Origin of the sequence: Gordonia sp. AC31, from assembly GCF_031844505.1 — a bacterium.
GTDB classification, from domain to species: Bacteria; Actinomycetota; Actinomycetes; order Mycobacteriales; family Mycobacteriaceae; genus Gordonia; species Gordonia hongkongensis.
The window spans coordinates 19,357-39,524 of sequence record NZ_JAUZVK010000009.1 but is presented as its reverse complement, the minus strand read 5'-3'; the positions used below and the strand labels follow the sequence as shown (position 1 = coordinate 39,524).

General features: G+C 69.2%; 14 protein-coding genes. 7 read left to right on the top strand and 7 right to left on the bottom strand.

All coding sequences use genetic code 11. The features are described 5' to 3' along the window. Positions 1-163 precede the first annotated feature (163 nt). Positions 164-3,046, bottom strand: coding sequence for a leucine--tRNA ligase (gene leuS / locus Q9R39_RS12650; RefSeq protein WP_311277586.1), 2,883 nt, complete (start codon positions 3,044-3,046; stop codon positions 164-166). Positions 3,047-3,153: 107 nt separating this feature from the next. Here leuS and Q9R39_RS12645 point away from each other — a divergent pair, with 107 nt between their 5' ends. Next, the gene (locus Q9R39_RS12645; protein ID WP_065630867.1) at positions 3,154-3,663 is read left to right on the top strand and encodes an SdpI family protein; all 510 of its coding nucleotides are present in this window, start codon (positions 3,154-3,156) and stop codon (positions 3,661-3,663) included. A 43-nt stretch (positions 3,664-3,706) separates the two neighbouring features. Next, a complete protein-coding gene (locus Q9R39_RS12640) occupies positions 3,707-4,723 on the top strand; it encodes a bile acid:sodium symporter family protein (RefSeq protein ID WP_078113891.1) in 1,017 nt (338 codons plus the stop codon). A 611-nt stretch (positions 4,724-5,334) separates the two neighbouring features. Here Q9R39_RS12640 and Q9R39_RS12635 read toward each other — a convergent pair. Together Q9R39_RS12635 and Q9R39_RS12630 are read right to left on the bottom strand one after the other, a co-directional pair. Next, positions 5,335-7,386, bottom strand: coding sequence for a CocE/NonD family hydrolase (locus Q9R39_RS12635; RefSeq protein ID WP_058253760.1), 2,052 nt, complete (start codon positions 7,384-7,386; stop codon positions 5,335-5,337). A gap of 147 nt (positions 7,387-7,533) precedes the next feature. Further along, positions 7,534-8,127 (bottom strand): YqgE/AlgH family protein, encoded by a 594-nt coding sequence (locus Q9R39_RS12630; protein ID WP_240199018.1) that lies wholly within the window; start codon positions 8,125-8,127, stop codon positions 7,534-7,536. A 145-nt stretch (positions 8,128-8,272) separates the two neighbouring features. Here Q9R39_RS12630 and Q9R39_RS12625 point away from each other — a divergent pair, with 145 nt between their 5' ends. Further along, entirely contained in the window at positions 8,273-9,607 is a 1,335-nt protein-coding gene (locus Q9R39_RS12625) for an MFS transporter (RefSeq protein WP_311277585.1), read from the top strand. Here Q9R39_RS12625 and Q9R39_RS12620 read toward each other — a convergent pair. After that, complete coding sequence (locus Q9R39_RS12620) at positions 9,588-10,145, bottom strand: hypothetical protein (RefSeq protein WP_311277584.1); 558 nt, start codon at positions 10,143-10,145, stop codon at positions 9,588-9,590. The genes Q9R39_RS12625 and Q9R39_RS12620 overlap by 20 nt on opposite strands. Before the next feature lie 134 nt (positions 10,146-10,279). Between Q9R39_RS12620 and Q9R39_RS12615 the strand changes: the two genes are divergently transcribed. Continuing rightward, positions 10,280-11,371: an aminotransferase class V-fold PLP-dependent enzyme gene (locus Q9R39_RS12615; RefSeq protein ID WP_311277583.1), complete on the top strand. Its 1,092-nt coding sequence runs from the start codon at positions 10,280-10,282 to the stop codon at positions 11,369-11,371. Between the two features lie 10 nt (positions 11,372-11,381). Here the strand turns inward: Q9R39_RS12615 and Q9R39_RS12610 are convergent, their stop codons facing one another. Both Q9R39_RS12610 and Q9R39_RS12605 read right to left on the bottom strand, forming a co-directional pair. Further along, positions 11,382-12,905 (bottom strand): glycerol-3-phosphate dehydrogenase/oxidase, encoded by a 1,524-nt coding sequence (locus tag Q9R39_RS12610; protein WP_311277582.1) that lies wholly within the window; start codon positions 12,903-12,905, stop codon positions 11,382-11,384. Between the two features lie 33 nt (positions 12,906-12,938). Next, on the bottom strand, positions 12,939-13,535 hold the full coding sequence (locus tag Q9R39_RS12605) for a TetR/AcrR family transcriptional regulator (protein ID WP_311277581.1): 597 nt from the start codon (positions 13,533-13,535) through the stop codon (positions 12,939-12,941). A gap of 49 nt (positions 13,536-13,584) precedes the next feature. On the opposite strand from Q9R39_RS12605, the gene Q9R39_RS12600 reads away from it, so the two are divergent. After that, positions 13,585-14,493, top strand: a complete 909-nt coding sequence (locus tag Q9R39_RS12600; RefSeq protein ID WP_078113888.1) for a diacylglycerol kinase family protein — start codon at positions 13,585-13,587, stop codon at positions 14,491-14,493. A gap of 24 nt (positions 14,494-14,517) precedes the next feature. Here Q9R39_RS12600 and Q9R39_RS12595 read toward each other — a convergent pair whose 3' ends face one another. After that, entirely contained in the window at positions 14,518-15,966 is a 1,449-nt protein-coding gene (locus Q9R39_RS12595; RefSeq protein ID WP_265969277.1) for a CCA tRNA nucleotidyltransferase, read from the bottom strand. A 234-nt stretch (positions 15,967-16,200) separates the two neighbouring features. Between Q9R39_RS12595 and Q9R39_RS12590 the strand changes: the two genes are divergently transcribed. Then, positions 16,201-17,433, top strand: coding sequence for an NUDIX hydrolase (locus Q9R39_RS12590; protein ID WP_058253768.1), 1,233 nt, complete (start codon positions 16,201-16,203; stop codon positions 17,431-17,433). Next, entirely contained in the window at positions 17,426-20,146 is a 2,721-nt protein-coding gene (locus Q9R39_RS12585) for a hypothetical protein (protein ID WP_311277580.1), read from the top strand. Before Q9R39_RS12590 ends, Q9R39_RS12585 begins: the two co-directional genes overlap by 8 nt. Positions 20,147-20,168: the final 22 nt, after the last annotated feature.

Genomic DNA, 20,168 nt, shown 5'->3' with positions numbered 1-20,168 from the left:
GGATCCCTGAGGAGCGAGCGTCGATCTCTGGTCCCTGAGGTGCGAGGAGCGAAAGCGACGAGCCACGAAGGGCCTGGTGAGACACCTTGCGAGCCCTTCGTGGCTCGCTTCGCTCGCACCTCAGGGAGCATGAGTACGGCCCACTCGGATCAGAGAGGTGCCGTCAGGGAACGATGTTCACCATCCGACCGGGCACCACGATGACCTTGCGGGGTTCGGCGCCGTCGAGGAGCGCGACGATCTTCTCGTCGGCGAGCGCGGCGGCACGCAGGGTCTCCTCGTCGGCGTCGGCCGGGACGGTGATCCGACTGCGGACCTTGCCCTTGACCTGAACCGGGATCTCGACGGTGTCCTCGACCAGCCACTCCTCATCGGCGACCGGGAATGCGGTCCGCACCACCAGGGTCTCCCGACCCAGCCGGTGCCACAGCTCCTCGGCGATGTGCGGGGCCAGGGGAGCCAGCATGATCACCAGCGCCTCGACGGCCTCCCGCGGGGCGCCGGTCTTCTCGAAGTTCTTGGTGAGGTGGTTGGTCAGCACCGTGAGCTTGGCGACCGCCGTGTTGTTGCGCAACGCGTCGTAGTCCTCGCGGACGCCGGCGATCGTCTTGTGCAGCAACCGTTTCGTGTCGTCGTCGAGCTCGGTGTCGGCGACCCGGAGCGCACCGGACTCCTCGTCGACGACGAGTCGCCAGATGCGCTGCAGGAATCGCTGCGACCCCACCACGTCCTTGGTGGCCCACGGCCGTGACTGGTCGAGCGGACCCATGAACATCTCGTAGACGCGCAGCGTGTCGGCACCGTAGTCGCGGCAGATGTCGTCGGGCGCCACCGAGTTCTTCAGGGACTTGCCCATCTTGCCGTACTCCCGGCGAACCTTCTCACCGTTGTAGAAGAACTCGCCGTTCTCTTCGGTGACCTCTTCGGCGGGCACATAGATGCCGCGCGAATCGGTGTAGGCGTACGCCTGGATCATGCCCTGGTTGAACAGCTTTCGGTACGGTTCGCGACTCGTGACGTATCCGAGGTCGAAGAGGACCTTGTGCCAGAACCGCGAGTACAGCAGGTGCAGCACCGCGTGCTCGACGCCACCGATGTAGAGGTCGAGGCCACCCGGGTCGTTCTCGCCGTGCAGTGCCGGCCGGGGCCCCATCCAGTACGCCTCGTTCTCCTTGGCGCACAGGGTTTCCGAGTTGGTGGGGTCGATGTAGCGCAGCTGGTACCACGAACTGCCCGCCCACTGGGGCATGACATTGGCGTCCCGAGTGTAGGTCTGCACGCCGTCGCCCAGGTCGAGTTCCACCGTCATCCACTCGGTGGCCTTCGCCAGCGGAGGCGACGGCTCGCTGTCCGCGTCGTCGGGGTCGAAGGACACCGGCGCATAGTCGTCGACCTCCGGAAGCTCCACCGGCAGCATCGATTCCGGCAGCGCGTGGGGTTGGCCGGCGGCGTCGTAGACGATCGGGAAGGGTTCGCCCCAGTAACGCTGACGGGCGAACAGCCAGTCGCGCAGCTTGTATTGGATTCTCCCGGTGCCCATACCGTCGGCTTCGAGACGTTCGACGATCGCCGCCTTCGCGTCCTCGACATTGCGACCGTCGAGGAACCCGGAGTTCACCAGGGGTCCGTCGCCCACGTACGCCTCGGTGGCGATGTCGGTGTCGGAGCCGATCACCTCGCGGATCGGCAGTCCGAACACCGTCGCGAACTCATGGTCGCGGGCGTCGTGGGCCGGGACCGCCATGATCGCGCCGGTGCCGTAGCCCATGAGGACGTAGTCGGCGACGAAGACCGGAACCTGCTCTCCGTTCACGGGATTGACGGCGAAGCTGCCGGTGAAGACGCCCGTCTTCTCCTTGTTCTCCTGGCGCTCGAGGTCGGACTTCGCGGCGATCGACGCGCGGTACTCCGCGATCGCGGCCGCGGGGTCGGCCCCGCCGCGGGTCCAGCGATCATCGGTGCCCTCGGGCCATGCTCCGGTGATGAGGTCGCCGACGAGCGGATGCTCGGGCGCGAGAACCATGTAGGTGGCGCCGAACAGGGTGTCGGGACGGGTGGTGAACACCTCGATGCCGCCGACGCCGGGCACGTCGAACCGCACCTGGGCGCCGCGCGAGCGTCCGATCCAGTTGCGCTGCATGGTCTTGACCTTCTCCGGCCAGTCCAGCAGATCCAGGTCGTCGAGCAACCGGTCGGAGTACGCGGTGATCCGCATCATCCACTGCCGCAGGTGCTTCCGAAAGACCGGGAAGTTGCCGCGGTCACTGCGGCCGTCGGCGGTGACCTCCTCGTTGGCCAGCACGGTGCCCAGTCCGGGGCACCAGTTCACCAGCGAATCACTCAGGTACACCAGGCGATGGTCGTCGAGGATCTCGGTGCGCTCGGCGGGGGAGAGGTCGGCCCAGCTGCGCCCCTCGTGCCTTCCACCCAATGCTCGTGCGCCCGAAGCGAATTCGTCGACCAGCTCGGAGATGCGCCGGGCCTTGCCCTGGTCGGCGTCGTACCACGCGTTGTAGATCTGCAGGAAGATCCACTGGGTCCACCGGTAGAAGTCGACATCGGTGGTGGCCACCCGACGGCGCTCGTCGTGGCCCAGCCCGAGCCGTCGGATCTGGCCCAGGTAGCGCTCGATGTTCTGCTCGGTGGTGGTGCGCGGATGGGTGCCGGTCTGCACAGCGTATTGCTCGGCGGGCAGGCCGAACGAGTCGAAGCCCATCGTGTGCAGCACGTTCTTGCCGGTCATCCGCTGGTAGCGCGCGAAGACATCGCTCGCGATGAAGCCGAGCGGGTGGCCGACATGCAGGCCTGCGCCGGACGGGTAGGGGAACATGTCCTGCACAAAGAGCTTGTCGGCGGCGTCGGCGTCCCCGCCGCCGAAGGCGGACAGGTCACCGGCGAGCGGCCCGACGGGATTCGGCGCCTCGTAGGCGTGCTCGTCGGACCAGGTCTGCTGCCAGCGCTGCTCGATCTCGCCGGCGACCGCCGCCGTGTAGCGGTGGGCGGTCGTGCCGGCGGTGTCGCCGCTCGTCTTCTCGGCTGAAGTCACGCGACCAGGGTAAATCCTGTCCGTCGCCGCCCCCAATCCGGTCGCCTCCGACGTGGGCGGCACCGGCTCGTCAGATACCGATTCACTTCGGTACGACGCACGGTCGTATGCTGTGGGTCGTGAATGCCGTGTCCGTCGCCGTTGCCGTACTGCTCTTCGTGCTGGCCGGACTCTGGGCGGTGGTAGGAATCCGCGGACTCCGCGGCACCCTCCCGCGCAATCGTTGGATCGGCGTTCGCTCCGCGGAGACCATGCGGTCCGACGAGGCTTTCCGCATCGCCAACCGCATCGCCGGACCGGGCACTCTCGGCGCGTCGGTGATCCTCACGCTGGGGGCCATCGCGACCCTTGCCGTCCCGGGCGGGTGGGCACTGGCCTTCGGACTCGTCGCGCTGGTGGCCGCGCTCGTGGTGGTCGGACTGGTCAGCGGGATCGGGGTACGCGCCGCTGCAGCCGTACCCGCCGACGACGAGGGCTGTTCCTGCTGTTCCGGCGGCGACGCCCACAGCCATGCCGCCGACGAGAACCCCTCGGCCCCGGCGGCCGACTGCGGCACCAGCAGCTGCGGTGCCTGCTCGTTGCGCGGCGTCTGCGCAGGCGACTCGGCCCAGGCCTGAGGCGGCCGGCGTCGTCTCACATCACTGATCTCGGGGCACATCCATGCGTACTCTCAAGAATCTCCTCGATCGTTCTCCGATCGACGGCTTCATCCTGGCCATCTGCATCGCCGTCGCGGTGGCCGCATTCCTGCCGGTTCGCGGCGCGGCGGCGGAGGCACTCGACTGGGTGGTGATCGTCGCGATCGCCGCACTGTTCTTCCTCTACGGCACTCGACTTCATCCACGCGAGGCGCTCGAAGGTCTCCGGCACTGGCGGCTGCACGTCACGATCCTCGCGTTCACGTTCATCGTCTTCCCGATCGTGGGACTGGCGCTGAAACCGGTTGTCGAGCCGTTGATCGGCGAGGACCTCTATGCCGGACTGCTCTTTCTATGCCTGGTCCCATCGACGGTGCAGTCCTCGATCGCTTTCACCTCGATGGCCCGAGGCAACATCGCCGGGGCGATCGTCAGCGCATCCACGTCGAACATCCTCGGCGTCTTCCTGACCCCGCTGCTGGTGGTCGCGCTGATGCAGAACGCCGGCGACATCAGCATCGACGCGACGTCGGTCCTGAAGATCGTCGCGCAGATCCTGGTGCCGTTCCTGCTCGGGCAGCTCGCCCGCCGGTGGGTCGGCCCGTTCTTCACCCGGCACGCGAAGATCACCAAGCTGGCCGACCGTGGCGCCATCGTGCTCGTCGTCTACGTGGCGTTCAGCGAGGGGGTCGTCCAGGGCATCTGGTCGTCGGTGGAGGTGGGTCAGGTGATCGCCGTGACCGTCATCTCGCTGCTGCTCGTCATCGTGATGCTCGCGATCACCGGCTGGCTCCCGAAGCGGCTCGGCTTCGACCGCGCCGACACGATCGCCATCCAGTTCTGCGGCACCAAGAAGAGCCTGGCCACCGGCCTGCCCATAGCGACCGTCCTGTTCGCCGGCACCACCGTCGGCCTCATCGTGCTGCCGCTGATGATCTTCCACCAGATCCAGCTCATGATCTGCTCGTGGCTGGCCACTCGGTACGGGCGGCAGGCCGACGACGCCGAAGCGGCCGGCGCGCCCACCCCGGCTCCCTGATCCGAAAGAACGCCAGTTCAGCGGTTCCGGAGTCCGCAAAGCGGCCTGCGGGTAGAGCAGATAACAACGGAGGGCGCCGGGCCCGCGACCGGCAGACTTCAACTCGACCGATGGACTTCGATCGAAGTCTAGGAGTCGAGTTGAAGTTCGTCGGTCACGAGAATGCGGCGCCACAGTGCACGCGAGTAGCGCAAGTTCGGCAGAGATTGCGCTTCAAGATAGGGCGGCAACGATGCAGTTCTTTCGACCCCACGACGGCAGCCAGGCCGCAGATACTGAGGTACGAGGAGCGTTGGCCGCCGGGCCGAGCAAGCGACGAAGGAGCGCGTCGAGGTCGACGGGCCTCGAAGGGTTGGCGACGTCATCTCGCCAGGACCCTTCGTGACGGCCTCCGCAAGCTCCGGCCTCCTCAGGGAGCGGAGGTTGGGCCCGCTCCGACACAACGGGTTCTTTCATAGTCCACGACCGCCAAGCCGTAGATACTGAGAGCGAGCTCGCGGGCGTCACCACCCGCTCCCTGAGGAGCGAGCTTGCGAGCGTCACGAAGGGTCCTGGTGAGTCGGGTTGCGAAGACCCTTCGTGACGCGCCCTCCGCAAGCTCCGGGCGCTCCTCAGGGAGCAGGGGGTCCCACCGGCGTCGACAACGGCAGGCTCACGAAGCTCGGACGGTTCGGGTCGAGCTGGATGTGTTGCGGCCGGAGTCCGGACTCGTTCAACAGCGGACGCAACGGCAGACCGCGCGGGAAGTTCATCGCGAACACGTCGATCCGCAGGCGGTGGCCCGGTTTGATGAGTGCCTCGGTCGGCAGCAGGCCGATGTCGACACTCACCGGGCGGCCCGGCACGACGCGTTGGCGTGACGCCAACGTGAGCTCGTAGAACGGATCGATCACGTCGCCGTTGGGCGCGAACTGCGACCTCGCCTCGTCGTATCCGCGCAACGACGCCATCACCTGACCGGATGTCAGCACCTTCGACGTCCCGTCGGGAGCGACATCGTTGAGGGTGGCGGTCCAGTATCCGTCGGTGGCGTCGAGCACGGTGTTCAACCGCACGTTGGCGTACCCGGACACGCTGCGTGTCGTGGTCATCGGGGGAGTGGTGAACGTCAGTGCGGCGCGCTCGGAGATGCGGGCGTCGTCGGCGCAGAAGGGGAAGATCGCCAGGGCACCGGCCAATTGCTGTGCGGCGTCGCGCGAACACATCGTCGCCAGACCGGGCGCGATGGTCAACCGAGCGCGGGATGTGGGTGCAACGGGGGTTAGGCTGCCGTCCCGGACCGCGTGTGCCGCGGTACCGCTGCGCCGGTCATCGAGGTAGAGCCGCTGGCGCTCCATCCCGGCGCGCGGGAACTGCTGGGCGGTGATCCACGAGTCGCCGACCTGCTTGAGATTGACCGGTCCGTAGCGGTCGACACCGTTGTCGATTCCCTTGAGCCACTTGTCGAACCACGCCTTCTGCAGGACGTCCAACCGGGGTGGGGTGTTCCGCCGGCCCTCTTGGCCGCCGCCGATCGTCAGGTGATACCCGTCGCCCATGATCAACTGCTTCTTGCCGGGCGGCAACGGGATGTTGTTGTACATCCGGACTTCGCTGTTGGTGAAGAGATCGAACCAGCCGCCGTAGATGAGCGTCGGGGTGGTGATGCGGTCGGCGTGGTCGAGCCACGCGGACCTCGGTTCGGAGTTGTTGTCCAGCAACGCCTTCAGGTTCGGCGGCACCGACGGGATGTCGGGGGTGAGCAGTGCGGCGAACAGCTGTGGGTAGAAGGTGAACGGGTCCGAGATCCGGTCCGCCAACCACTTCCAGTCGAAGGTGCCGTTCAGCATCGACGCGACGTTCGGGATCATCTTGGTGGTGTTGACCAGCGTCAGCCACAGCGGGAGGAAGCCGACACCCAGAGCGCCGCCAGGCGCGACGATGTCGCGGATGAGGTCTCCGCCCGGCTCTACCGGGAAGATCGCCTTGAGTGCCTTCGGGTTCTTGTTCGCGGCCTGGATCTGGTTGATCGCCGAGTACGACACACCCGACATCCCGACCTTGCCGTTGGACCACCGCTGCTTCGACGCCCAGTCGATGACCTCGATGGTGTCGCGCTGTTCCCGCGACTGGAAGACGTCCCAGACTCCCTGCGAGAAACCGGTGCCGCGCACATCCACGACGACCTGCGTGTAGCCGCTGCGCACGAGATCGAAGTCGACGAGGAAGGTCTTCGCGCCGCCGTCGCGGATGGTGTGCGCGATGTCGTTGATGCCGTCGATCGGCGTGCCGGACAGGTTGATCGACCGAACGATCTGCAGCAGGTAGGGCTCGAGCACCGGGTTCTGCATCACCGCGGAACCGACGGTGGTGATGAGCTTGGTGTAGGGCGTCATGTTGACGATGACCGGCGTCTTCGTCGACGTGGGACGCTCGCGAGCGTCGGCCGGGCGGTACACGTTGGCCCGGAGAACCGTGCCGTCACTCATCCGGATCGGCACATCCCAGGTGACATTGACGCCGGCATAGGGTTGCGGGCCGTCGTGGCTCGCCGCCCATCGCGCCCCGTCGGCGCCGCCGGTGGGTCCGACCGGGGCAGCGCCCGCCACGGCGATGGGCGCCACCAGCGCGACCACCGCGAGGATCACCCCGGCCAGAACCCGCGCACTCTTCGACCCGCTCATGCACACCCCCGCATGTCATGCGCTGGAACAATCCACGGCTTGTCCAGCGAAAAATTGATCGAGCGTCCACAACCTAACACCCCGCCGGTGACGTGGATCACCGGGTGTCTCAGGCAATGCTCAGCATCACCGTCCGGACGGACGGACTCAGTTCACGCTGAGATCGATCGGGTGGGTCGCGAGGAGGGGTTTCGGCCAGGCCTGCCTGCGCAGGACGTCGAACCACACGTCCGACGCCGGCGGCGCGAGCAGGTCGCGAGGGAGTGCCGAGGCGACCATCCAGCTGAACTGGTCGAGCTCATCGTCGAGTTGCCCGATGCCCCATCCGCTGTAGCCCGCGAAGATCCGGACACCCTCGAGGATCTCGGCGAGGGGCTCGGGGTCGGCGTCGAGATCGACCAGGACGACCCGGCCGTCGACCGGACGCAGGGCGGGCACGTCGTCGATGTCGGTGCCGGGTTTCACCACGCCCAGGCACAGCGCCGCCTCCTGGTTCACCGGCCCGCCCACATAGAGGGCGCGCGGCGAGGCTGCGATGTCGGCCCACTGCGGCAGGAGGTTGTGCACGGCGGTCTGGCTCATCCGGTTGAGGATGACCCCGAGACTGCCCGACTCGTTGTGCTCGATGACGTAGATGACGGTCCGGGCGAAGGTGGGTTCGATGAGATCGGTCGAGGCGATCAGCGCGGTGCCCGGACGCACCCGCGGCGTGGGGTCGGCATCCCAAGGGACGCCGGGCATACGCGCACCACCACCGCTGTCCGCCGAGTGTTCTCCGGGGCGGGATTCCGGTGTGGGATCGTCTGCGTCTTCACCTCCGGCCACCCGACCATCATCGCACGTCCGTGGCCGACGGCGTCCATCGTCAGCTCGGTAGGCTGGATCGGTGAGCAGCACCCAGGTGACCCGTGACCAACGCGGGTGGTCGGTGTTCATCCACTCCCTCCGTTCGTCGCCGGGACTCGGCCGGTTGTTGTCGGTCCGGTTGTCCAGTCAGATCACCGACGGGATCTTCCAGGCCGCGCTGGTCGGCAGCATCCTGTTCAACCCCGAGCGCCATGCCGATCCGCTCGCGGTGGCCGGTGGCCTCGCGGTGCTGCTGCTGCCGTATTCGCTCATCGGCCCGTTCGCGGGCGCGTTGCTCGACCACTGGGATCGACGCAACGTCCTCCTGTACGCGAACCTGCTGCGCGGGCTGATCATCGGGCTCGTCGCACTGGCCGTCGCCTCCGGCGCACCTGATGTCGTGGTGCTGATCTCCGCCCTCGCCGCGACGGGTGCGAGCCGGTTCGTGGCGGCCGGACTGTCGGCCGGACTGCCGCACGTCGCGCGGCGTGAGGTGCTGGTCGCCACCAATGCGTTGTTCACGACGTTGGGCGGCGCGATGCTCACCGTCGGCCTCGGCATCACCCTGGGACTCCGCGCGATCTTCGGCGACGACAACGTGGGCAGTGCCCTCACGATGATCGCCGGGATCGTGCTGGCCGTCGTCTCCGGCGGGCTGGCGCATCGGTTCCGTCCGCTGCAACTCGGTCCCGACGAGCCCGACGACCCGGGTCGTTCGGCCGTGCACGCGGTCTCGGTCGGCCTCTGGCACGGTGCCCGCGCCGTCGTCCACCACAAGACCGTGGCCGCCGCGTTGTCGGCGATCGGGGCCCACCGGCTGGTGTTCGGGATGAACACGCTGATGATCCTGGTGCTGACGCGCCAGATGGGTCCCGGCGACGGGGTCGACCGCGTCAGCGTGGTCATCGGTTTCACCGGCGCGGGAGCGCTTCTCGCCGCGATCATCACACCGATCGCGGTGGCACGGGTGGGCCGGTACGTGACGCTGCTCGCCGCACTGGCCGTCGGCGCGTTCGCCGAGCTGTCCGTACTCAGCTTCGAGTTCGCGGTGATCTGCGGGTCGGCGTTCGTACTCGGACTCATCGGCCAGATCGCCAAGCTGTGTGGCGACGTGGCGATGCAGGTCGACGTGGACGACGCGGTGCGCGGACAGGTGTTCTCGGTGCAGGACGCGGTGTTCAACATCGCCTACGTGGGTGCGGTGACCGTCGCGGCCCTCGCGATCCCCGACGACGGCCGGGCGGTCGGGCTCGTCGTGCTCGGGGTGGTGCTGTACCTGCTCGGCATGCTCGTGGTGCGCCTCCTGCATCCGCGTGGGCACTGGTCCGCCGAGCCCACGACGGTGCGGCACACCGTCACCGACCCCGCCGCGTGAACCGCGGGTCCCGGTTGTCGTAGGCGGCGTCGGCCACGCCGTTCGCATCCAGGTCCACCAGCATCACATCGTGGCTGCCGTCCCCGTCGGAGTCGACGTAGAGTCGTTCGCCGACGATCCGGCCGCCCCGGTCGGCGCCGACGATCTCGACGTCGGGGTCGCCGTCGTCGTCGAGGTCGACCCGGGTGACCTGCGCCGGCGGGGGTTGCGGAGTCCGCTCGGGGACGTCGCGCCGCGGCATTTGTTCGCCGACGAGGTCGGCTCGCGCGACGGGCCGGTCCCACAGACCGGCACCGGAGTCGCGGTAGAAGGCGTCGGGCGCGCCGTCGTCGTCGGTGTCGAGGGCGGCGACGTCGGCGACACCGTCGGCGTCGGTGTCCCACATCGCGTCATCGCGACGGCCGTCGCCGTCGAAGTCGAGCCCGATCGCGTCCAGGACATCGGACCGCGGATCCCCGAGCGCGAGGTCGGCGGTCCCGGACCAGCGCGTCGTCGGACCGTCGCCGGTCCCGAAGAAGTACTCGATCGCCGGGTCCATGAGGTCTTGGACGCAACGGGGCCCAATCCGGTTCCCATCGATCGGTTCCCATCGATCGGTTCCCAGCGCCCGGGTTCCCGCTGTGCGGTTCCCGATGGGTGTGGACACCTCGACCACCCGGTAGGTTGTGGCCCATGTACGTCAGCGATCTCGGCGAGCAGTGGCATGCGGCCCGGCTCGAACCAGCCCTGGCACACCTCGACTCTGCTTCGGCGGGCCGCTCGTCCTACGCACTGATCGGCGCGATGACCGCGCACCTCTGGCGGGAGACCGAACGCGGGTCGTATGTCGCCGCCGACGACCGCGCCGAGGAGATCGCGCGCGACACAAGGAATCTCGCTGCCCTGATCGGACACACCGGCGACGAGTTGGTCTTCCGTGAGAGCGCCCGCGCCGCTCTGCGCGCCCTCCTCACCAACTGGAGCCTTCCCGTCACATCGACCGTGTGGGTGGCGAAGAACGAATTCGGCCCCAACCTCGAGGAGTTCGAGCGCCGCGGGTACGCGGTACGGACCATGCCCGACGGGGACGTCTACGGTCACGTCGACACCGACGCGCTCGAGAACATGCTGCAGTTCGAGCAGCCCGACTTCATCCACGTCTGCCACATCGGCTCGATGTCCGGTGTGGTGCAGCCGGTCACGCGGATCGTCGAACTCGCGCACCGCGCCGGTGTGCCCGTCGTGGTGGACATGGCGCAGTCGGTCGGTCACGTCCCCACCGTCACCGGCGCCGACGTCGTCTACGGCACCAGCCGCAAGTGGCTCACCGGCCCGCGTGGCGTCGGGTTCGTCGCGGTGCGGCGAGACTCGTTGCGGCCGGTACGAATCGACGGTTCCGAGGCCTTTATCGCCGGTCGCCTCGGACTCGGTGTCGCGGTCCGCGAGTTGCTCGAGATAGGCCAGCAGCGCGTCTTCCGCGAACTCGCGAAGATCGGCCGGGTCACCCGCGAACGACTCCACGGCATCGCGAGCTGGGAGGTCCTCGAACCGATCGACGAGCCGTCGGCGATCATCACCCTCGCACCACCGCCCGGATGGCAGTTCGACGACGTCGCCGCGGCCCGCGACAAGCTGTTGTCACTCGGTGTCCTGGTCACCGCCGCGGACACCTGGCGCGCCCCGCTGGCGACCGAGCATCCGGTGCTCCGGATCAGCCCGCACCTCGACGTACGCCGGTCCGAACTCGACCGCGTCGCAGACGCCCTGCGCACCATGGGGTACTGACCAGGCCGCCTCACCCCAGGAGTTCGCCGACGATCGCCTCGATCTCCGGCCGTGCCGCGTCGGCGTCGACCTGCACGAGGCCGATCCGCGTGCGCCGGTGCAGGATGTCGTCGGCGTCGAGGGCACCCTCGTGCGTGATCGCGAACTCGATTTCGGCGCGGGTGACATCGATGCCGGGGACGATCGGATCCAGGGGACCGGGGAGAACGGCGGCGTCCACCACCGCCGGCGCCTCCCCGCCGAACCGCTGCACGAGCGAAGCCGGCAGCCCCTGCTCGCGCGGACTCCGCAGGGCTCCGACCAGTGGGGTCGTGGTCGTGACACAGTCCCCGGCGGTGAGGTCGGTGGTCGCGAGCGCGGCGTCGACGGCGTCCTGGGCCATGCGCCGGTAGGTGGTGAGCTTGCCGCCGAGGACGTTGACGAGACCATCGCCGCGGACGCCGACGTGGTGCTGCCGCGAGACGTCGGCGAGGGCCTCGGAGTCGCGGCCGCCGCCGCGGGTGTCGACCAACGGTCGCAGACCGGCGAACGTGCCGATGATGTCCGAGCGATCCAACGGCCGTGCGAGAGCGGGATTGACGGCGTCGAGCAGGAAGTCGATCTCGGACTCGTCCGGCATTGGGACGTCGGGGATCGGCCCCGGCGCCGCGACATCGGTGAGGCCGACGTAGACGCGCCCCAGCTGCGCGGGGATCACGAAAACGAACCGGGACACGGAGGTGCCGAGCGGGGTCATCAGCGCGGCGTCGGGGAATCCCAACCGCGCCGCGTCGACGACGAGATGCGTTCCCCGACTGGGATGTACGGCGAGCGCATCATCGATGCCGCCGGACCAGACGCCGGTGGCGTTGACGACCATCCGCGCACCGACGTCGAAGCTCTCACCGGTCAACTGATCGGTGAGGGTGGCCCCGCGGCCGTCCACGCGCTCGGCCCGCACCCGGGTGCAGACGGATGCGCCGTAGCCAGCCGCCGTACGTGCGAGGGCGACGACGAGCCGAGCGTCGTCGACGAGCTGACCGTCGGCGGTGGAGATACCGCCGCGCAGACCGTGGGGGGACACCGCCGGGAAGCGGGCGAGGGTCTCCAGCGCCGACACCCGGGTCGGCGGCGGCAACAGCGAGTCGGGGGTACCGGCGTTGCGTCGGAGCACATCTCCCGCGCGGAGGCCCAATCGGATGATCGAGGTCTGCCTGCCGCCACGGTCGGGGATGATCTGGCGGAGGGGAGCGATCAGATGCGGAGCGATGGCGGTCATCAGATGATGACGTTCGACGGCACTTTCGCGCGCGATCCGCAGATCACCCCTGGCCAGGTAACGGAGACCACCGTGGACGAGTTTGCTGCTCCAGCGCGAGGTTCCGGCCGCGAGGTCGTCCTTCTCGACGAGCGCGACGCGCAGGCCACGGGTCGCGGCGTCGAGCGCCACCCCGGCGCCGGTCACACCGCCGCCGATGACCAGCAGATCCAGGGGATCGCCGGACGTCAGACGGTCGAGCGCACGACGACGGGTGTCGGCGGACAGGGTCGCCATCAGACTCGCACCGCGCGACCGGCGCTCACGACGTCATCCGTCGATGCCCGCACCGGCCGGACGCAGATACCCGGCCAGCATCTCGTGCAACTCGGTGCTCCAGCCCTCGGCGATGATGTCGGAGACCAGCGCCCCGGACTGGAGGAACGACTGCGCGATCAGCAGCACCATCGCCGCCATCCGTTTGGCGTCACCCGCCCGGACGTGGCGCCGTTCCTGGGCCTGCGACAGCATGTCCGAGAGAATCGCGAGCGCCCCTTGCTGACTCGTACCGAGACGCTCGAAGACGTACGGCGCCATGAAGTCTCGCTGCTCGCGCCACAGCGAGGCGATCAGTTCGTCGTCGCGGAGCGCGCCGACGACCGCGACCACCCGATCGACGAGCGCATCCAGATCGGCGGGTTCGCCTCGTCCGCCGATGGCGTCCTCGACGACCCCCAGGACCTCGCGGGTCAACAGCCCGCGGATGATCTCGTTGATGTCGGGCCACCGGCGGTACACCGTCGGTCGGCTCACGCCTGCTTGTCGGGCCACCTCGGAAACAGTCACCTTGCGTCCGCCGCTACGCAGCAGACAGCTCCGTGCTGCATCCAGAACGAGATCCCCGATCTCCTCGTTACGGATTGCCATGATGTGTAACACTGTAACGGATCACTTGAACGGCGGGGGGCCGACTCATATGACTATCGAACACGCCACACTCGTGGCCAGTCCGTACGCACGGCACGGAACGGGCCTGCGCGTCGCCCACGACGCCGCAGAACTGCTGCGCGCCCGCGGCGTGGAGGTGGAGATCATCGTCGGCGAGGACATCGCCGACGCCGCCGATCTCGCCGGCAAGGCAGCCCGCGGGGACACCGACGTCCTCGTCGTCGTGGGGGGCGACGGCACGGTGCGTCTGACGGTGGAGGCCACGATCGGGTCGGGCAAGCCGCTGGCCGTCATCCCGGCCGGGAGCGGGAACGACTTCGCCCGCAACCTCGGCATCCCACTGGATCCGGCCGACGCCGTCGAGGTCATCCTGGCCGGCCACCGACGACCCATCGACCTCGGCCGGGTCAGCTTCCCGGACGGGCAGACCGCGCTGTTCAGCACGGTCGCCGCCACCGGGTTCGACGCCGCGGTCACCGCGCGGGCCATCGACATGCGCCGACCGCGCGGACAGTCCCGGTACACGATCGCGGCGCTGCTCGAACTACTCGCACTGCGGTCGCGTCACTACCAGGTCCGCGTCGACGACCAGGCCGTCGAATCCGACCTCATCTTCGCCGCGATCGGCAACACCACGTCGTACGGCGGTGGCATGAAAATCACGCCGCAGGCGTCGATCACCGACGGCCGGCTCGACGTGACCCTCGCGCTCACCCCACCGCGGCTGGCACGTTGGACGATTGCGCGTGTCTTCCCGAAGGTGTTCTCGGGCAAGCACATCGACAGCCCGAACGTCCGGACCATGCGCGGCGCAGAGGTCGAGCTGTACTGCGATCCGCCCGCCCTCGTGTCGGTCGACGGTGACCTCGTCGGCGAGCTGCCGGCGGTTTTCGAGGCGGTACCGCACGCGATCGAGGTGTTCGCGCCCGCGAGCTGAAACGCCCGGGGCGTCTCGCAGTCCTCACTGACCGCTGCGCGCCGCCCACCATTCGCGAAGGGCATCCTCGGCTTCGTCGCGGCTGAGCGGTCCACGGTCCAGGCGTAGCTCCTTCAGATGACGCCACGCCTGTCCGACGATCGGGCCGGGCGGCACGCCGAGGAGTTCCATGATCGCGTTGCCGTCGAGGTCGGGCCGGACCTTCTCGAGATCCTCCGCCGCCTGGAGGTCGGCGATCCGCTGCTCGAGACTGTCGTAGTTCTGCTGCAGCCGCCGGGCGCGCCGCTTGTTACGGGTGGTGCAGTCGGCGCGCACCAGCTTGTTCAGCTTGTCGAGCAGGGGACCGGCATCGGTGACGTAACGGCGGACGGCCGAGTCGGTCCACGCGCCGTCTCCGTAACCGTGGAAGCGCAGGTGCAGGAAGACCAGCTGCGCCACGTCGGACACCACCGCCTTCGGATACTTCAGCGCCCGCATCCGTTTGCGCACCATCTTCGCGCCCACGACCTCGTGATGATGGAAGCTGACGCCACCCCCCGGTTCGTGCCGGCGCGTCGCGGGTTTGCCGATGTCGTGCAACAGGGCCGCCCAGCGCAGCACCAGGTCCGGATCGCCGTCCTCGAGATCGATGGCCTGGCGGAGCACGGTCAGGGAGTGCTGGTAGACGTCCTTGTGCTGGTGGTGCTCGTCGATGGTGAGCTTCATGCCGGGCACCTCGGGCAGCACCCGGTCGGCCAGACCGGTCTCGACCATGGCGTCGATCGCCTCGATCGGGAACTCGCCGCAGATCAGTTTGTCCAGCTCGGTGCGGATGCGTTCGACGGTGATGCGTTCGATCTCACCGTTCATGTCGGTGATCGCCTGCCACACGCGCGGCGCGAGCCGGAATCCCAGCTGGGAGACGAACCGGACGGCGCGGAGCATCCGGAGCGGGTCGTCGCCGAAGGACTGTGCAGGCGTGGCGGGGGTGTCGATGACCCCGGCCAGCAGGGCGGTCATCCCGTCGAGCGGGTCCCGGAAGTCCTGGGCGCCCGCCGAGCCGATCCGGACCGCCATCGCGTTGACGGTGAAGTCCCGTCGGATCAGGTCGTCGTCGAGGGTCTTGCCGAACGTGACCTCGGGATTGCGGCTGACCTGGTCATACGAGTCCGCGCGAAACGTCGTGATCTCGATCAGGTGGTCGCCCTTGCGGACCCCGACCGTGCCGAACTCGATGCCGACGTCCCAGAACGCGTCGGCCCAGCCGCGGAGGAGCTGCGACACCGTCTCCGGGCGCGCATCGGTCGTGAAGTCGAGGTCGTTGCCCAGACGCCCGAGAACCGCGTCGCGCACCGAGCCGCCCACCAGGTACAGCTCGTGGCCGGCGGTCTCGAACAGCTTGCCGAGGGGCACGAGGACGTCGTCGAGGTCGCGCAGTGCGATCGCCGCGGCGGCGAGCAGACGGGTGCGCCGTTCCGGGTCCGCCGAGTGCACCTGGTCCGGCTGGGCTGCCCCATTCCGGAATGGCCCAGACGCCGCCGCACCGGACGGGGAAGTGTCGTTCACGGCTTGCCACCCTACCGTCGTGACCCGCGACGACGACGCCGCACAGCTCGTCGGCGACGACTCATACACCCCCGGCGCACTCGCGACACTGCGAATCCACAACCTACGCGCCCTCGGAGGCGTCCGGACAAACTGCAGGTGACCAGCCGCTAGCATCGTGGAGTGTCCACCGATTCCTCGACCAACCCTTCAGACGTCAGCGGCGTCTCGTCGGGTGCGCACGGTGAGGGTGGCGGACAAGGCGAGCAGAATGCCTCCGGCCAGGGGCGTCGTGCCCGGCGCGGCCGACGCCGCCGGGGCCGGCGCAAGTCCGAGAACCGAGGTGCGGCGCCCGCGCACACCCCGACGGCGCACAGTCCGCACGGGCACAAACAGAGCGGTCATGCCCAACCCAAGAACAAGCAGCCGACTCCCGGCCAGGCGGGCTCGCGGCCGGGCCACAAACCCGGCTCGCCCAACCCGGCCTCCGAACCGGCACCCAGCACTCATCACCCGACTCCCAATGACCTCGCCCGCGCCCGGGCCGCCGATCCCGCGTGCCCGGATCCGGTCGAGGCCGAGCCCGTCGACAAGCTCCCGGTCGATCCCGATCGTGCGCGACCCCGCGTCACCCCGCCGAAGCCGTCGGACATGGTCGCCGTCAGCGCCAAGCTGACCAAGACCGGTCTGACCCAGGCCGGCGGCAAGGCGTCGAAGGGTCGACGGCGCACGGCGCGGGCGGACCGTGCGTCCGAACGCCCGGCTGCCGAGCGCGTCCATCCCGACCGCGCGGGCAACGAGAAACTCCGCACCGTGCGCGAGACCTCGGCAGGGGGGCTCGTCATCTCCGACCTCGACCTCCCCGTCGACCAGTTGTCGGCCGCGCTCATCGGTCGCGTCGACCGTCGCGGACGCACCATGTGGTCGCTGCCCAAGGGACACATCGAAACCGGCGAGACCGCCGAGCAGACCGCCATCCGCGAGGTCGAGGAGGAGACCGGGATCCAGGGCACGGTGGTGGCCCCGCTCGGCAAGATCGACTACTGGTTCGTCAGCGAAGGTCGTCGGATCCACAAGACCGTGCATCATTACCTGCTGCGGTGCACGGGCGGCGAGCTGTCCGACGCCGACTACGAGGTGTCCGAGGTGGCCTGGGTGCCGTTACACGAGCTCCCGCGTCGGCTCACGTACTCTGACGAGCGGCGACTCGCCCGGATGGCCCGAGGTGTGATCGCCGAACTCGCCGCCGACCCCACCCGGCTGGCCCAGTCCGAGGCCGACAGCATCCGCACCGAACCCAACGCCTATGAGAAAGCCGCCGCCGCGCGCAACCAGCGCCGCAACGAGCCACCGCCCCCGGTTCGTCCGCGCCGGCGCCGGCGCCGTCCACGACGGCCCGCGGCCGGCGATGGCTGAGCCGCGCCCGTCCGCCGCCGAGCCCCGTTCGTCTCGTTCTCTCGCCTTCTCGCATGCGCTGCGGTCCGGCGCGCTCGCGACGCTGGCCTCGGCCGTGGTCCTGGCCGTTCTCGGTCTGACGGTCCTGTCCGGCGCGGTGGGACCGGCGTCGGCGGCGCCGGAGACGGCCACCAGCGATTCCGACGCCGGGTCCGGCGCGTCGGACCGGTCACCGAGCCGCTTCGCCCGCATCGTCATCGATTCGATGACCCCGAACATCGTGACCACGACCAGCCGGCCGGTGGTCACCGTCAGCGGACGCGTCGACAACGTCGGCGACCGGCCCATCACCGACCTGACCATCCGGCTCGAGCGCGGCGATCCGGTGGCGTCGGCCGCGGGCCTGCGCACCGACCTCGCCGACGACGATCCGGCCGTCGCCGTGGCCGGCCCCTTCGAGGCGCTGTCCGACTCGCTCGCCCCCGGCGAGAGCGTCGGCTTCCGCATGTCGATGGCACTCTCGGCCAACAACGGTCCCGACGGCCAGGGCCTGGCCATCTCCCAGCCCGGCGTGTACCCGATGCAGGTCAACGTCAACGGCACCCCGGAGTACGGCAACACCGCGCAGGTCGCGGGATCGCGGATGCTGCTGCCGGTGTTGTCCCTGCCACCCGACGACGCCCGGGCCGCCGGTTACGTCGACCCGTCCACCGAGTATTCCGACGCCGACCCGGTCGTCGGGCTCGGGCCGGACGGGTCGGTGTCGGCGAACCTGTCCAGTCCGGCACGCATGACGATGGTGTGGCCGTTGGCCGCGCCGCCGCAGCTCGCGCCGGGTGTGCTGGGCGGCAACACCGAACCGGTCCGGTTGATCAACGAGAACATGGCGCGGTCGCTCGCCGCCGGCGGCAGACTCGCCGAGCTACTCGCCGCACTGCAGCGGGTCGTCGGGGAACCTCCACCTGCACAATCTGATTCGGCGGCATCGGACACCCCGCCATCCGAGACACCGGAGAACCCGGAACCGAGCGCACTGCCCGGTTCGGAGAAGCTCGCCGACAGCATGTGCCTGGCGATCGACCCCGACCTCGTCGTCACGGTGCGCGCGATGTCGCTGGGGTACGAGGTGTCCGACAATCCCGCCGATCCGAGGTCGACGACCCGGCCCGGTAGCGGCGTAGACGCCGCCGGTCGCTGGCTCACCGGCCTGCGATGGATCGCGCAGCGGATGTGCGTGGTGGCCCTGCCGTACGCGCAGGCCGATCTGACCTCCCTGACCCGGATCGGCAACACCGGCCTCACCGAGGCCGCGCTGCGGTCACCGGCCGACATCATCGACACCGTGCTCGGCGTCCGGAGCGTGCGCGGTCTCTCGATCCCCGCCCTGGGGGCGATCGACGCCGACGGCGCCGCCGCCCTCACCGAGGCCGAGATGACCGCGACCGCGGTGTCGTCGAATTCCGTCGCGCCGGTCGGTCGCCGCGACGCCGCCGGCCGCTACCGGATCGGTGACCTCGCCGCCCAGACCTACGACGCACCTGTGACCGCCTCGTTCGCCGCGCTCGGTACGGCGCCGTCCACCCCCGCTCTGACGCCTCCGAGTCAGCGCGTCGACCTGTCCGACGAGTCCGAGGGAAGCAGGCGCCAGAGCGCGATCGGTGCCCTCGCCTATCCCGCGATCGCCGCGCCGGAACCCGGTCCGACCGCACCCGGGGCACGCCCGTCGCCCGACCCGGTCGTCGGCAGATCGGCGTTCCTGATGCCCCCGACGTACTGGTCGCCCACGTCCGCCGACGCCGAGGCCCTGTTCACCACCGCACGGCTGCTCCTCGAATCGGGTGCCGCGACACCGGCTCCGCTGTCGACGCTGGCCGCCGACCTCGGTTCCGCGCCCGAGCAGGCGCGGCTGATCGACCCGCCCGGGGTCGGTCCGGTGGGCGAGGTGGGCTCGGTGCTGACGAGCGACGCGACCGGATCGATACGACGCAATGTCGAGGACAGCTGGCAGTTCGAGGGCGCCCTGGTGCGCTCGGCGGATGTCGCCGCCACCCCCGAGCGGTACATGTCGCCGCTGCGCGAGGACCAGCTCCGGGCGATCCGCTCCCCGGATGCCCAGGGGTCGGCCGTCTACACCCACCTGCGGCGCGCGCAGACCGAACGCATCGACGCGGTCTCGTCGACCCTGTACCGGATGTCGCAGTCGGTCACCATCCTCGATCCCGGCGGTCGTTACACGCTGGCCTCCGAGCGGAGTCCGCTGCTGCTGGTCGTGAGCAACGATCTCGCGCTCCCGGTGCGTGCCCGGATCACCACGTCCGAGCCGGCGGGCATCGAGATCGGCGACCTCGGGGTGATCGAGATCCCGGCGCGCGGCACCCGGCAGATCCAGCTGCCCACCCAGGGCGACGCCTCCGAGGCGATCAGTGTGCAGATCCGGTTGTCGACGGTCACCGGCGTGCCGCTGGGCCAGCCGATCAGCCTGTCGGTGCACACCAACGCGTACGGCAAGCCGCTGTTCTACATCACGATCATCGCCGCGGCAGCGCTGGTCCTGCTCACCGCGCGTCGGTTGTGGCATCGTTTCCGCGGCCAGCCCGATCCCGCCGACGCCGACCGTCCCGAGCCCGACGAACTCGAGCGATTGCTTGCCGGAAGCGGATATCAGGAGCGACGCCGTACCCTGCAGAGCGAGGGTCGGACATACGGCGAGGAACCGGGCGATGACCCTCCATGACCGACATCACCACGACCCGAGG

Coding starts and splice junctions, on each gene's coding strand:
- Q9R39_RS12630 (WP_240199018.1), bottom strand. CDS start 8,127: ATGCCCGGCGTCCCTTGGGATGCCGACCCCACGCCGCGGGTGCGTCCG.
- Q9R39_RS12615 (WP_311277583.1), top strand. CDS start 10,280: ATGTACGTCAGCGATCTCGGCGAGCAGTGGCATGCGGCCCGGCTCGAA.
- Q9R39_RS12635 (WP_058253760.1), bottom strand. CDS start 7,386: ATGAGCGGGTCGAAGAGTGCGCGGGTTCTGGCCGGGGTGATCCTCGCG.
- Q9R39_RS12610 (WP_311277582.1), bottom strand. CDS start 12,905: ATGGCGACCCTGTCCGCCGACACCCGTCGTCGTGCGCTCGACCGTCTG.
- Q9R39_RS12640 (WP_078113891.1), top strand. CDS start 3,707: ATGCGTACTCTCAAGAATCTCCTCGATCGTTCTCCGATCGACGGCTTC.
- Q9R39_RS12600 (WP_078113888.1), top strand. CDS start 13,585: ATGACTATCGAACACGCCACACTCGTGGCCAGTCCGTACGCACGGCAC.
- Q9R39_RS12585 (WP_311277580.1), top strand. CDS start 17,426: ATGGCTGAGCCGCGCCCGTCCGCCGCCGAGCCCCGTTCGTCTCGTTCT.
- Q9R39_RS12620 (WP_311277584.1), bottom strand. CDS start 10,145: ATGGACCCGGCGATCGAGTACTTCTTCGGGACCGGCGACGGTCCGACG.
- Q9R39_RS12645 (WP_065630867.1), top strand. CDS start 3,154: ATGCTGTGGGTCGTGAATGCCGTGTCCGTCGCCGTTGCCGTACTGCTC.
- Q9R39_RS12605 (WP_311277581.1), bottom strand. CDS start 13,535: ATGGCAATCCGTAACGAGGAGATCGGGGATCTCGTTCTGGATGCAGCA.